Raw genomic sequence first — 12,544 nt, forward strand, 5'->3', positions numbered from 1 at the left:
CGGGGCGAGGATCGCCGCGACATGTCCCAGCCTCTTTCCAGTCCGCCAGACGATGCGCCCGAGGCCGGTCCGGCGTCGACGTGGAAGGCGCGGCATGCGTTGCTGCGGCGGCTGGCCGATGTGGTGTCGCTGCCGACCAGTCGCATCAATGCCTTTGAGCGGTCGGTCGTCGGTGACCTGCTGGTCGAGATGGCGCGGCTGGCCACGCCCGAGGACCGGCTGAAGATGGCCCACCGGCTGGCGCCCCTGGCGGAGCTGCCCAATGGTCTGATGCGGCTGATGCTGCGGGATGATCCGGCCATTGCCGGCGTGCTGATCGAGGGGTGTGCGGGTCTGACGGATGCCGACCTGCTGTCGTGCGTCCGGGACACGGGTCATGATCATCACCGCTGCATCGCCGCCCGCCGAGGGGTGTCCGAAGTGGTGTCCGAAGCCCTGATCGAGGCGGGGTACGGGGATGTGGTGGAGACGCTGCTGCGCAACACCACGGCCCGGCTGTCGCAGACCGGGATCGAGACGGCAGTGGCACTGAGCCGCAGCCAGCCCCGCCTGTGCGAGCACCTGTTGCGACGCCCGGAGCTTAGGCCGTCGGGGGCCTATGTGATGTTCTGGTGGTCGAACGAGCAGGACCGCCGGACCATTCTGCAGAGGTTCGCCGTGTCACGCGAAGTCATGCAGGAGGTGTCGGAAGACATCTTTGCCATGGCCGCCGACGAGGGCTGGCAGGACCCGGTGTCACGAAAGGCGCTGCAGTTCATCGAGCGGCGCCAGCGCAATCGCGGGGCGATCGACAAGAGCCCCTATGACAGTCTGGAACACGCCATCACCGAGATCGAGCGGCAGGGCATGGGCCGCGACTCCGTGGCCGAGATTGCCTATCTGTCGGGGATCAAGCCGCTGACGGGGGCCAAGATCCTGGGCGATCCGGGCGGTGAGCCGGTGGCCATTCTGTGCAAGGCGACCGGGCTGGACCGCGAGTATTTGACGGCGCTGTGGCGGTCGATGAAGCGGCCGGAGACCCTGCCCGATGGTAGCGTCCATCCGACCTGGGAGCGGGTGCAGGTGACGTTCGAGATGCTGGCCGTCGACCGGGCCCAGACGGTGCTGCGCTACTGGAACTGGTCGCTGACCTCGGCCATGACGCCGGCCCTGCTGAAGGCGATCCGTGACGGCGACACAGACGAACTGGATGAATACTCCATGCCCGAGCGGGCCGCGATGATGGCCCTGGCGCAAGATTTCGGACGTTAAGGCCCACCTGTTTGCATCAGGCCGCCTTTATACTTGCCCTAGCAAATCAGAAAGTCTACCGTCACATTTGCGTAATGATAGAGTTTGTTCTATCAGCCCGGCATCAGGGGCGATTCCTGCAAGATGTTTCGCCTCGCCCTGGAAACGTCTGGACGACCTATGGAAGAAAAAGCCGAGCTGCTTGAAATGACGGCGGACATCATCTCCGCCTATGTCAGCAACAACATCCTGCCGCCCGAGGCCGTTCCTGCGCTGATCGGCTCGATCCACTCGACCCTGTCGCAACTGTCGGGTGACGGCATCGAGCCGGAGCCGGAAGTCAAGGATCCGGCGGTGCCGATCCGCAAGTCGATCACGCCGGACTATCTGATCTGTCTGGAAGACGGTCGCAAGTTCAAGTCGCTGAAGCGTCACCTGCGCACCAAATACGACATGAGCCCCGAGGAATACCGGGCCAAATGGGGTCTGGCCAAGGACTATCCGATGGTCGCCCCGAACTATGCCAAGGCCCGTTCGGAACTGGCCAAGCAGATGGGCCTGGGCCAGGGCGGCCGCAAGCCGGCCCGCACGACGGCCCGCGCCAAGAAGTAAGACGGCGAAGGCCTGAAAGAACAGACCCGCTGGAGCGATCCGGCGGGTCTTTTTTGTGACCTCAGGCGGCCTTGGCTTCGCGGCGCATGCGCCAGAAACGCAGGGTGCGCTGGGCCGCGTCGGGGGTCAGTTCCTGATACATGCGGCCATAGGTATGGGCCTTGGCCATGGCGTCGCCGTCGTCGTTCAGGAGCACCACGGCGTAGGTCAGGAACAGGGCGCGATCCAGACCGGCGGAACGGCAGACCACGGCCAGGGCATCCAGGTCCTTGCGCTCGATGATCTGGCGGGCGGTGTGAAAGTCGATGTCGGCCAGCCGCGCCAGCGCAATCAGGAAGCAGGTGCGACCGTCCGAGCGCAGGAAGCGCGCCAGCATCTGGGGAGTCAGCTGGCCAGCCGCATGCAGTTCCTCGACATAGGCGAGGCTCTCGGAATAGTCGGCGGGCAGGGCGCCGTCCTGGGTCGCAAGCCGGGTGCGGCCGGCCTCAAGCGCGCTTTCCAGCAGGGCCGGGTCCATCTGGGCGTTGCGCTCAAGGATGGTGTGGCGCAGCCGGGCCTCGACGATGAAATACATCTCGTTGAGCAGGTCGGGTGGCAGGCTCTTGCGCTCGACCGTCGCGGCATGAAGGGCGGGATTGGTGCGGGCGCGCTCTACGGCCTTCTCGCTGGCCTGACGCGACAGGCGGGCGCCATCGTTGGACAACAGGCTGTGCAGGGTTTCGTCGTCGCCGTGATCGACGATGGCGTCGGAAACGGCCTCGGACACATCCTTGCGGCTTGAGACAGCGCGCAGGTGGTCCTGACCCTGGGTGCGGGCGACCTCGATCAGGTCAGCATCGGTCAGCACCGGCGAGGCCGACAGGACGGGCGTGGCCACTTCGGCTTCGTCATTCGCCAGGCGGCGGATCAGGGTGCGGGGGGCGGCAGGACTGTCGGCGAACCGCCGGGCCAGTTCGGCGCGGACCGCCGTTTCCATCTCGGCGGACAGTTCGGCCAGGACGGCGCCGTACAGGTCGGTCTCTTTGTCGCTGTGGGTCTCGGTGCCGAAGAAGACCTCGGTCAGTTCACGCAGAAGGGCCCGGCGCTTCTCGCTGGACGGCTCCTGCGCCATGGCGATCAGGTCGGGCAGACGCGATTCCACGACAGTGTCGGGGGCAGGCTGGGTCATTGGCGGGAGGCCGCGCTGCTGGTCGACTCGCCGGTCGTGCGGCGCACGGTGCCGTCCGGATTGCGGACCAGCTGGGGCGGTCCGGGCGGTTCGGCCATATTGGGCGAGGTCGGCGTCTGGTCCATCTGGACCGGAAGGGCATCCAGATAGACCTGTTCCGGCAGGACGGCGCGGTCGGGCTGACGGCCGTTCTGGCGGTGAACGGAGTAGTAGCGGGCGCCCTGGGGCGCGCGCTCGGACCGGGCGCCCGGCTGAGGCCGGGGCTGGGTGGGGGTAGCCTGAGGTTGGGAAGCCGGGGGCTGTTGGGTGGCTTGCGGCAGGGCCGGCTGCGGTTGCGGCTGGCCGACGGACCAGATCAGGGCATCGGCGCGGGGGGCGTTGGGATCATCCGCCCACTCTGCAGGACGGGCAGGAGCAGGGGCTGGCACGGAGTAAGCCACCGGTGCCGGTGCCGGTGCAGGCTGGGGCGCGGGCTGGACCCGGGCGGGCGGCGGCTCGGGCATCTGACGAACCGGCGGCGGCGGGGGAGGCGGCGGCGTCTCGACGGGTGCAGCCACGGTCCGCACCGGGGCCGGGGCCACGGTGACCTGCGCAGGCTGGGAACGGGACTGGACCGGCGGGGGCGCGAAGAAGGCATCGGCCGGGGTCAGGCCGGGGCGGCCGTCGGCATCGACGCTGCGGCCGGGCAGGAGGGGCGTGGCGGGACGGAGTTGCGGGACGGTCGCCATGGACTGGCTGCCCGCGTGGGGGATGACGGGGGAGACCGGGCGCAGCGCCGGGACCGTTCCCCGGGGCGTTTCGGTGGCGCGGGCCATGGCGACCGGCGCGGGGCGGCCATTCCAGTCCAGATAGCGGAGGGCCGGCGCGTCCTGGGCCAGGGCAGGCACGGCCACGGCCGTCAGACCCAGCGCCACCGTTGCGGCGAGCAGGGGACGGCTCAGAGACAGCGATGTGGACGGCTCGGGTCGCATTCCCACCTCCGGAAACTGGGGGATCGGACCAAAGGTTAAGGCGTCCAGACTTAACCCGTCGCTAACAGCCGCCGGCAATCAGGCTTAACGCAGGGGCGATCGTCAGGCGGCGGGGGCCGGAGCGACAGCCGGTGACAGATAGTCGGTGGTAAACGCCTGTTGCCAGTCGAGACCGGGCGGAAAGACGCCGGCCTCCGACGTGCTCTCGTAGAAGGCGCGCCAGCGATCCGCCGACATGCTGCCGATGAGGGCCGACGGGTCGTCGCCGGTGACCAGGGCCGCATCGAGCAAGGCGTCGCGGGCCTGCTCCAGCTGCGCCGGCGTCGCGGCGCGGTTGGCACGTCGGATCAGGGTGTGAGCGGCGTCAGGATCACCTTCGATATAGGCGGCCCAGCCCTCGACCGAGGCGGCGATGAAGGCCCGCAGCGCCTCGTCGTTGTCGCGGGCGAAGGCCGTGGGAGCCAGCACGAGGGCACCATAGGAGGCAAAGCCGTCCTCAAACAGCAGGCGGCTGGTGGGTGGTTCTCCGCCCGCTTCCGGGATCAGGACGGGCTCGCGCGTCACATGGCCGAGGATGAGGGCGTTCGGGTCGCGGATGAAGGCCTCGAGGTCATGGTCGGCCAGTTGGTCGTCAGTGAACCCGCTCAGGGTCCGGAACCAGGGCCAGAGGGTCTCGCGATCGGCTTCGGCGACCTGAACCGGCGCCGGCGCGGGCGGCACAGGCGGGGCAGCAGCGGGGCCGGCCTCCGCACGGCGGATCAGGGCACGCGGGGACTTCTGGAAGAAGGCGGCGACGGCCTTGACCGGGGCTTCCTCCTCAACCAGCCGCAGGGGGGTGAAGCTGTCGGCGGCGAGGCCCAGTTCGGCATTGCCCGAGGCCAGGGCACGCGGCACGTCCTGACCAAAGCCGGGCCGGACCAGCTGAACATTCAGGCCGCGCGCTTCGTAGAGGCCGGTGGCCAGCGCCTGATAGAAGCCGCCCAGTTCGGCACTGGCGGGGTCGCCGACCGCGAGGCGCAGACGGACGCGGCCGTTCTCGTCGATGGCCGGTTCGGACGAGCCGCAGGCGGCGACCGTCGCCGACAGGCCCAGCGCCGCAGCACCGGTCAGCAGGATTCGACGATCCAGAGTGGCGAAGCGGACGGGCGGGCGGCGCATGGCCAAGGTTTAGGGCCTGACTTCCGCGAAGGAAAGGGCGGTTTCCGGCAAGGTCTAACGGTGCTGCCCCCTCCACCGCTACGCGGTCCCCCTCCCCCGATGGGGGGGGAATGGGGCGCCGGAATTGAGCGAGGGCGCGGAACGCCCGGTCGAACCGTTGCGTTTCGCGCCCTCGCCAAGTCCGGGTTGGACTTGGCCATTGAGTTCTGGACCCTGGCCTGGGCGTCAGCGGAGCGAACCCCGGTGACGGTCGGCTGTATCCCTCGACTCTGGTCCGGTCGCGTCCCGCAGGTCTGGCCTGCGCCGTCTTCCGATCCCGATCCGGTTCCCCGAGGTGTGGGCCGAAACCCTGCCTCGAAGCCTTGATCCGGTCCGGGGTCCGTTACGATCCGGAGATCGCCCGTTACCCTGGATCCGAGAGCCGGACCGGTTCGCCTTGAGCCCCGGGTCTCCCCGGATTTCCGCGCTGCCGTGTCCCTCGGCCTGTTGACGTTCCGACGAAATCCGCTATTCGGCAAGCGCCCGAAATGTCCGCCCTGTGGGGATTTCAGCCCCGCGTGGTGGACAAGTCGGGGACAGTCTGTGGGTGGTTTCAAATACCCTCGGAAAATCCGTGAATTGATCTGTCCACAGATTCTGGATCAGCCTTCGAGTGCGGCCTTCTTTTCTTCCAGCTCCAGCCATTCCGCCTCGATGGCCTCGAGTTGGGCGCGGGCGCGGGCGGCGTTGGTCATGGCGCGGTCGAAGGCCTTGGGGTCGCGGGTGTAGAGGTCGGGATCGGACAGGGTGGCGTCGTGGCGGGCGATGTCGGCGGGCAGGGTTTCCATCAGGCCCTCGATCTCCTTGAGCCGGTGGGCGTCCTTGAACGATAGCTTGGCCGCCTTTTTTGGAGCGGCGGCGGCGGTGACGCTGGCAGGAGCCGGGGCCGCAGAGCGGCGTTCCGCCTCGGCGTCCTGGGGCCGCTGGTGGGTGCCGGGCTTGAGGAAGCCGGGGTTCTGGCGGATGAAATCGGTCCAGCCACCGGGGGTCTCGACGATGTCGCCGCGACCGTTCATGGCGATGGTCGAGGTGGCGAGGCGATCGACGAAATCGCGGTCGTGGCTGACGAGGATCAGCGTTCCGTCATAGGTCTCGAGCAGCTCTTCCAGCTTGTCGAGGGTGTCCATGTCGAGGTCGTTGGTCGGCTCGTCGAGAACCAGCATGTTGGCAGGCTTGGCAAGCGCGCGGGCCAGCAGCAGGCGGTTGCGCTCGCCTCCCGACAGGGTCGAGATCGGCTGGCGCAGCTGGCCCTCCTGGAACAGGAAGTCCTTGGCATAGGCGGCGACGTGTTTGGACACGCCGCGCACCAAGATGGAATCGCCGCCGCCGGGGGTCAGGGCGTCCCACAGGGTCATGTCGGACTTGAGCCCTTCACGCGACTGGTCGAGGTAGACGGGGTCCAGATTGGCACCGAGGCGGACGGTGCCGGTGTCGGGGGCCAGTTCGCCCAGCATGATCTTGACCAGGGTGGTCTTGCCCGCGCCATTGGGGCCGACGATGGCCAGCCGGTCGCCGCGGACGATGCGGGTGGTGAAGGGCTTGATGACGGTACGCTCGCCAAAGCCCTTGGAGATGCCCTTGAGGTCGGCGACCAGCTTGCCGGACATGGCGCCCGAGTCGACGCCGAGGTGCAGGTCACGCGGCACGTCCTTGAGCCGTTCGGCGCGTTCGGCGCGCAGGGCCTCCAGCGACCGCGCCCGGCCCTCGTTGCGGGTGCGGCGGGCGGTGATGGAGCTGTAGAAGGTGGCGGTCTCGCGCTCGATGGTCTTTGACAGGCGGCGCAGGGACTCGGCCTCTTCCTCGGTGACCTTGGTGGCCCATTCGTCGAAGGCGTTGAAGCTCTTGCTCAGGCTGCGGACGCGTCGCCCTTCCAGCCAGTGACAGGTCTGGGTGACGCGATTGAGGAAGGCGCGGTCGTGGCTGACGACCAGTATGGCGCAGCGGGCCGAGATCAGCTCTTCTTCCAGCAGCTCGATGGCGAGGATGTCGAGGTGGTTGGTCGGCTCGTCGAGGAGCATCAGGTCGGGCTCTTCGGCGAAGGCCTTGGCGAGCGCGGCACGGCGGATTTCGCCACCGGAAAGGTTCACGGCGGGCTTTGACGGATCAAGGCCGAAGGTGGCGAGCCAGGACTCGGCGGTCCACGGCTCGGCCTCACCCGAGGTGGCATAGTCGAGCAAGGTGTCGCCGGTGATGACCGGTTCCTGGGGCACATTGGCAAAACGGATGCCGGACTGGATGGCGCGCTCGCCCGAGTCCGGCTCGACCTGGCCCATGATGATCTTCATCAGGGTGGATTTGCCGGCGCCGTTCCGCCCGACAAGACAGGCGCGGGTCCGCGGCTCGATCGCAATATCGACGCCCTCGAACAGGGGACGGGGGCCGTCCTGGAGACGGACATCCTTGAGGGCAACAAGAGGGGGGCGCGCGGCCATGGTGATACCTGGATCCTCCCCAGCGTAGCGGGGGAGGGGGACCACGCAAGGCGTGGTGGAGGGGGCGGAAACGAGGGCTGACTTAAGGGGTTCGGTCGGGAGTTTCCACCCTAGTCTGCCTCTAGCCGCCCAAGAATATGCTCCGCCGCAGCATCGGGATCGCGCAGGACATCTGATGCGGGAATACGCAGCGTCCTGATGCCGAACTGCTGCAGCCGAGTGTCGCGCCTCGCGTCCTGATCCGCTCGGGCGTCATGCTGGAGACCGTCGACCTCAATGGCCAGACTGATTCTGGAGCAATAGAAGTCGAGTATGAAAGGGCCGATCGAGTGCTGACGACGAAAGCCGCGAGGCCGGAGCCGCTGCCAGAGGAGAACTTCAGGCAGAGACATTTTCCGACGGAGACGTCGGGCACGTTTCTGGGTAAGAACCGGGGCTCTCATGGTTCATTTAGTGCACGCTTTCGCCCCCTCCACCACTCCGTGGTCCCCCTCCCCCGTTTCACGGGGGAGGATCGGATGAAGCCCTTCTGGGAAACGAAGACCCTCGAACAGATGTCGCCCGAGGAGTGGGAGGCGCTGTGCGACGGGTGCGGGCTGTGCTGTCTGGTGCGGTTCGAGGATGAGGATACGGGCGAGGTTGTGCCGACCAAGGTGCACTGCAAGCTGTTCGATCCGACGACCTGTGCCTGTTCCAACTATTTGGAGCGCGAGCGGCATGTGCCGGACTGTATCAAGCTGACGCCGGGAAACGTGTCGCAGCTGGGCTGGATGCCCGGGTCGTGCGCCTATCGCCGGCTGGCGGAGGGGCGGGGGCTGGCGGAGTGGCATCCGCTGGTCTCGGGGGACCCCGAAACGGTCCATACGGCCGGGGTTTCGATCCGCGGCCAGACGATTTCGGAACTGGCACTGCACGAGCCGGAAGATGCCCTGGCCTATGAGGCGCCGGAATGGATGGTCGAGCGCGGGACCGGGACTCGGAGACGGCGCTAACCAAAATTTCGCTATTCTGTCCGACCCTTGCGGCATGGGAGAGAAACGCCGCAAGAGCGCCTCGATGATGACGGACGGTTCGGGGCTGGAGGGCCCGCTGGACCGCCTGACCGCACTGGCGTGCACCCTGTTCGACATGCCGCATGCGATGATTTCCGTCATCCACGGCGATCAGACCCTGTTCCGTGCCAATGTGGGCCTGAACCAGAACGCCATGGCGCGCGACCAGAGTGCTTCGGCCATACTGGTCGGGATGGGGCCGGGCGCGGTGCTGGTGGTGCGCGATTCCCACCTGCATCCGACGCTGAAGAACCACCCGATGGTGACGGGCCAGCCGGGCATCCGCTTCTTTGCCGGGACGACCATCAGCGACAGCCGGGGCAAGGCCATCGGCGCGGTGGGGGTGATGGATGTGAAGCCGCATCCGGACTTCGACGAAAGTCGGGTCGAGGGCCTGGCCCAGATTGGGCGGCTGGCCGCAGAATTCCTCGAACAGGCCGACCTGACCCGAAGGCAGACCGAGCGGCTGGAGCTGCTGAGGCTGGCTGAGGAAATGGCCGGGGTGGGACAATGGCGGCTGGATGCCGAGACGATGGCCGTGACCTGGTCGGACGAGGTCTATCGCATCCACGGGGTCGAGCGGGGCGCGTTCGATCCCAGCTATGACGATGCCGTGGGGTTCTATCATCCGGACGACCGGGCGCCGTTGATGAAGGCGATCGCACGCGGGCTTGAGACGGGCGAGGGCTACAAGCACCGGATGCGACTGATCCGCCGGGACGGGGCCGAGCGCCTGGTGCTGACCCATGCGGATACCGAGCGGGGGCCAGACGGCAAGGTCACCGCCATGTTCGGCGTGTTCCAGGACGTGACCGAGCAGGAACGAATTCACGATGCGGTCGCCGCCAGCGAGCGAGCGTTCCGCAATCTGGCAGAGCAGACCGGTGACATCATCGCGGTCTTCGCGCTGGACGGTACGTTCCGCTATGTGTCGCCCGCGATCACGCGTCTGACAGGCTGGGAACCGGATGAGTTGATCGGGCGCAAGACCTGGGACGTGATCCACCCGGATGACCATCCGCAGGTGAAGCAGGCCTATGCGGATTTCTTTGCTGCTGGCCCCGGCGGGCCGTCACCGCAGTTGCGCTACCGTGGGCTGCACAAGGACGGCAGCTATCGATGGCTGGATGCCCAGCCCAGCATCCTCTGGGACGAAAACGGCCGACCGATCGAAATCCAGGACAATGCGCGTGACGCCACGGCGACCAAGCAGCTGGAAGATGACCTGATGGCGGAGCGGGACCGGGCGGAGGCTGCTGCCCGGACGAAAACCGAATTCCTGGCCAATATGAGCCATGAGCTGAGAACACCGCTGACCAGCGTGATAGGCTTTGCCGGCCTGCTGAAGGAGTCAAAAGACCTGGGCCCGGACGAGCGCCGCTACGTCGACCGGATCGCCACCTCGTCCGATGCCCTGCTGGGCGTGATCAACGACATTCTGGATTACTCCAAGCTGGAGGCCGAGGCGGTCGGGCTGGACCCGCTGGCCTTTGATCCGCGCGGCATGATTGCGGGCGCTGTCGGGATCGTGGAGAGCCAGTGCGAGGCCAAGGGGCTGACGCTGGTACAGACGACGGATGAGTCCGTGCCGGCTGGCCTAATGGGGGATGAGGGCCGACTGCGGCAGGTGACGCTGAACCTGCTGTCCAATGCCGTGAAATTCACGGGCCAGGGCGGGGTGACGGTGGCGGCGACCTATGAGGATGGCCGGTTGCGGGTCGCCGTATCGGATACGGGCATCGGCATCAGCGAGGAGAAGGCCGCGACCCTGTTCCGGCGGTTCGTGCAGGCCGATGCCTCGACCACGCGGACCTTTGGCGGGACGGGGCTGGGCCTGGCCATTTCGCGTCGGCTGATCGAGATGATGAGTGGCACGATCGGCGTGGACAGCCAGCCGGGGATCGGCTCGACCTTCTGGTTCGAGGTGCCGTTGGTGCCGGCGGACCCCGGGCAGGTCGCCGGTGGCCACGACGCAGAGACAGCGGTCGACGGGACGCTGCGGATCCTGATGGCGGATGACGCTCCGGCCAACCGGGAGCTGGTCTCGGCCATTCTGGGCGGGATGGGGCTGTCGATCGACGGGGTCGAGAACGGCGCCGAGGCGGTGGAGGCCGTGCGCAGCGGGACCTACGATCTGGTGCTGATGGATGTGCATATGCCGGTCATGGATGGCCTGACCGCGACCCGTGAAATCCGGGCCATGGCCGGGGAAGCGGGCCGGGTGCCCATCATTGCCCTGACCGCCAATGTGCAGCCCGAACAGGTGCGAACGTGCCATGAGGTGGGTATGGACGCCCATGTCGGCAAGCCGATCCAGGTGGCGGAACTGATGGCCACGATCAGTCGTGTGCTGGGCGCAAGCGAGGCCTGTGAGGACCTGGCAGCGGCAGGCTGAGACGCCCGGATGTGCGCCCTCGGCGTGTGAAATCGCGTCAAAACAAGATGATAGATATTTGTCGGACCGACTTGCGCGCCTGAGGACGCTGGTCGGCTAGAGTTCATCCATGGCCGGGAACAGGGATGACGGGGCGGAGCGCTGGAGCCGGAAGCAGTTTGAACTGCTGGCCGCCCAGACCGATCGCGTGATGGAAATACTGCCACAGGTCGAGCTGGATCCCGCCGATGTGGCGGGGCTGGATCGTTTTGCGCGGCTGGTGACGAACGTGGCGCGCGCCAGCAAGGCGGTGGTGGCGCTGGCGAGCCCGCCTGCCCGGTCCCGGAACCCTGTCGAGGACGCGGAAGAGGGCGACGCAAACGGTGACATCGAAGACCCCGCCGAGGAGGCCCTACTTCGGGCCGAACTGCAGTCCCGCATGGATCACCACAGGGCCGCGCTGGAAAGAAAGCGGCTGGCGCGAGGGGTTGTCGACGGCGGAGACGCGCGATGCGATCGACGCGATGCCCCGGCTGCACGATCATCAGATTGCCGAGGAGACGGACTGGTCGACGTGGGTGCTGCTGGGCGGGCGGGGGTCGGGCAAGACCTTTGCGGGGGCCTGGTGGCTGAGCGAGCAGGCGCGGACCGACGGACAGGTTCTGGCGCTGGTGGGACCGGCGCTGCACGATGTGCGCGAGGTGATGATCGAGGGGCCGTCGGGCCTGAAGGCGATGGGCGAGACCGGATACAGGCCGATCTGGGAAGCCAGCCGGAGGCGGCTGCGCTGGCCCAATGACTCGGTGGCCTATGCCTATTCAGCCGAGGACCCGGACGCGCTGCGCGGGCCGCAGTTTCACGCGGCCTGGGTCGACGAGTTCTGTGCCTGGCGCAATCCCGAGCGGACGCTGAGCACACTGCGGTTTGCGCTGAGGCGGGGGACCGATCCGCGACTGGTGATCACGACCACGCCGCGCCCGATGGTGGCGCTGAGGCGGCTGCTGGCCGAGCCGGGGGTCGAGGTCAGTCGGGCGGGGACAGAGGTCAACGCGGACAATCTGGCCCCGGGGTTTCTGGGGCATCTGAGACGCCTCTATGCCGGGACACGGCTGGAGGCGCAGGAGCTGGAGGGGCAGATCGTTGAGACCGACGGGGCCCTGTTCCGCGCCGAGGATCTGGCGCGGGCCAGAGGCGCGCGTCCGGTCGAACTGGACCGGGTGGTGGTGGCGGTGGACCCGCCCGCGACGGCCCACGGCGATGCCTGCGGGATTGTGGTTGCGGGGCGCCGGGATCGCACAGCCTATGTGCTGGCCGATGAGACGGTGCGCGGCCTGTCGCCCGCAGCCTGGGCCCGGGTGGTCGCGTCGATCGTCGAGCGTGAAGGGGCCGAGGCGGTGATCGCCGAGGTCAATCAGGGCGGGGATATGGTGCGGACCCTGCTGGTTCAGGCGGGCTGTGCCTGTCCGGTGCGGTCGGTCCATGCCACGCGCTCGAAGCGGGCGCGGGCC

At 67.6% G+C, this 12,544-nt stretch carries 10 protein-coding genes; 5 read left to right on the forward strand and 5 right to left on the reverse strand.

The genetic code is table 11. The features are described 5' to 3' along the window. Nucleotides 1–21 precede the first annotated feature (21 nt). Nucleotides 22–1,251: a DUF2336 domain-containing protein gene (locus B4K74_RS03060; protein ID WP_286691703.1), complete on the forward strand. Its 1,230-nt coding sequence runs from the start codon at nucleotides 22–24 to the stop codon at nucleotides 1,249–1,251. A 159-nt stretch (nucleotides 1,252–1,410) separates the two neighbouring features. Further along, nucleotides 1,411–1,842, forward strand: coding sequence for a MucR family transcriptional regulator (locus B4K74_RS03065; protein WP_123286076.1), 432 nt, complete (start codon nucleotides 1,411–1,413; stop codon nucleotides 1,840–1,842). Between the two features lie 61 nt (nucleotides 1,843–1,903). Here B4K74_RS03065 and B4K74_RS03070 read toward each other — a convergent pair whose 3' ends face one another. The 5 genes from B4K74_RS03070 to B4K74_RS03090 all read right to left on the reverse strand — a co-directional run bounded on the left by B4K74_RS03070 (nucleotide 1,904) and on the right by B4K74_RS03090 (nucleotide 8,053). Beyond that, a complete protein-coding gene (locus B4K74_RS03070) occupies nucleotides 1,904–3,010 on the reverse strand; it encodes a DUF2336 domain-containing protein (RefSeq protein ID WP_286691704.1) in 1,107 nt (368 codons plus the stop codon). Beyond that, nucleotides 3,007–3,981 carry a hypothetical protein gene (locus B4K74_RS03075; protein WP_286691705.1) on the reverse strand — a complete coding sequence of 325 codons (975 nt, stop codon included), beginning with the start codon at nucleotides 3,979–3,981 and terminating at the stop codon, nucleotides 3,007–3,009. The genes B4K74_RS03070 and B4K74_RS03075 overlap by 4 nt, the downstream gene beginning before the upstream one ends. Before the next feature lie 102 nt (nucleotides 3,982–4,083). Then, nucleotides 4,084–5,139 carry an ABC transporter substrate-binding protein gene (locus B4K74_RS03080; RefSeq protein ID WP_286691706.1) on the reverse strand — a complete coding sequence of 352 codons (1,056 nt, stop codon included), beginning with the start codon at nucleotides 5,137–5,139 and terminating at the stop codon, nucleotides 4,084–4,086. 641 nt (nucleotides 5,140–5,780) lie between these two features. Then, on the reverse strand, nucleotides 5,781–7,616 hold the full coding sequence (locus tag B4K74_RS03085) for an ABC-F family ATP-binding cassette domain-containing protein (RefSeq protein WP_286691769.1): 1,836 nt from the start codon (nucleotides 7,614–7,616) through the stop codon (nucleotides 5,781–5,783). 104 nt (nucleotides 7,617–7,720) lie between these two features. Beyond that, complete coding sequence (locus B4K74_RS03090) at nucleotides 7,721–8,053, reverse strand: endonuclease domain-containing protein (protein WP_286691707.1); 333 nt, start codon at nucleotides 8,051–8,053, stop codon at nucleotides 7,721–7,723. 75 nt (nucleotides 8,054–8,128) lie between these two features. Here B4K74_RS03090 and B4K74_RS03095 point away from each other — a divergent pair, with 75 nt between their 5' ends. The 3 genes from B4K74_RS03095 to B4K74_RS03105 all read left to right on the forward strand — a co-directional run. Then, nucleotides 8,129–8,602 carry a YcgN family cysteine cluster protein gene (locus B4K74_RS03095; RefSeq protein WP_286691708.1) on the forward strand — a complete coding sequence of 158 codons (474 nt, stop codon included), beginning with the start codon at nucleotides 8,129–8,131 and terminating at the stop codon, nucleotides 8,600–8,602. A 64-nt stretch (nucleotides 8,603–8,666) separates the two neighbouring features. Then, the gene (locus tag B4K74_RS03100) at nucleotides 8,667–11,057 is read left to right on the forward strand and encodes a PAS domain-containing protein (protein WP_286691709.1); all 2,391 of its coding nucleotides are present in this window, start codon (nucleotides 8,667–8,669) and stop codon (nucleotides 11,055–11,057) included. Nucleotides 11,058–11,419: 362 nt separating this feature from the next. Next, the coding region (locus tag B4K74_RS03105; protein ID WP_286691710.1) for a terminase large subunit domain-containing protein at nucleotides 11,420–12,544 on the forward strand (1,125 nt) is incomplete at its 3' end.

Origin of the sequence: Brevundimonas sp. UBA2503, from assembly GCF_002341485.1 — a bacterium.
Classification (GTDB): domain Bacteria; phylum Pseudomonadota; class Alphaproteobacteria; order Caulobacterales; family Caulobacteraceae; genus Brevundimonas; species Brevundimonas halotolerans.

Excerpts from the sequence above, each read along its gene's own strand:
- B4K74_RS03060 (WP_286691703.1), top strand. The coding sequence starts at position 22 with ATGTCCCAGCCTCTTTCCAGTCCGCCAGACGATGCGCCCGAGGCCGGT.
- B4K74_RS03065 (WP_123286076.1), top strand. The coding sequence starts at position 1,411 with ATGGAAGAAAAAGCCGAGCTGCTTGAAATGACGGCGGACATCATCTCC.
- B4K74_RS03070 (WP_286691704.1), bottom strand. The coding sequence starts at position 3,010 with ATGACCCAGCCTGCCCCCGACACTGTCGTGGAATCGCGTCTGCCCGAC.
- B4K74_RS03075 (WP_286691705.1), bottom strand. The coding sequence starts at position 3,981 with ATGCGACCCGAGCCGTCCACATCGCTGTCTCTGAGCCGTCCCCTGCTC.
- B4K74_RS03080 (WP_286691706.1), bottom strand. The coding sequence starts at position 5,139 with ATGCGCCGCCCGCCCGTCCGCTTCGCCACTCTGGATCGTCGAATCCTG.
- B4K74_RS03090 (WP_286691707.1), bottom strand. The coding sequence starts at position 8,053 with ATGAGAGCCCCGGTTCTTACCCAGAAACGTGCCCGACGTCTCCGTCGG.
- B4K74_RS03095 (WP_286691708.1), top strand. The coding sequence starts at position 8,129 with ATGAAGCCCTTCTGGGAAACGAAGACCCTCGAACAGATGTCGCCCGAG.
- B4K74_RS03100 (WP_286691709.1), top strand. The coding sequence starts at position 8,667 with ATGATGACGGACGGTTCGGGGCTGGAGGGCCCGCTGGACCGCCTGACC.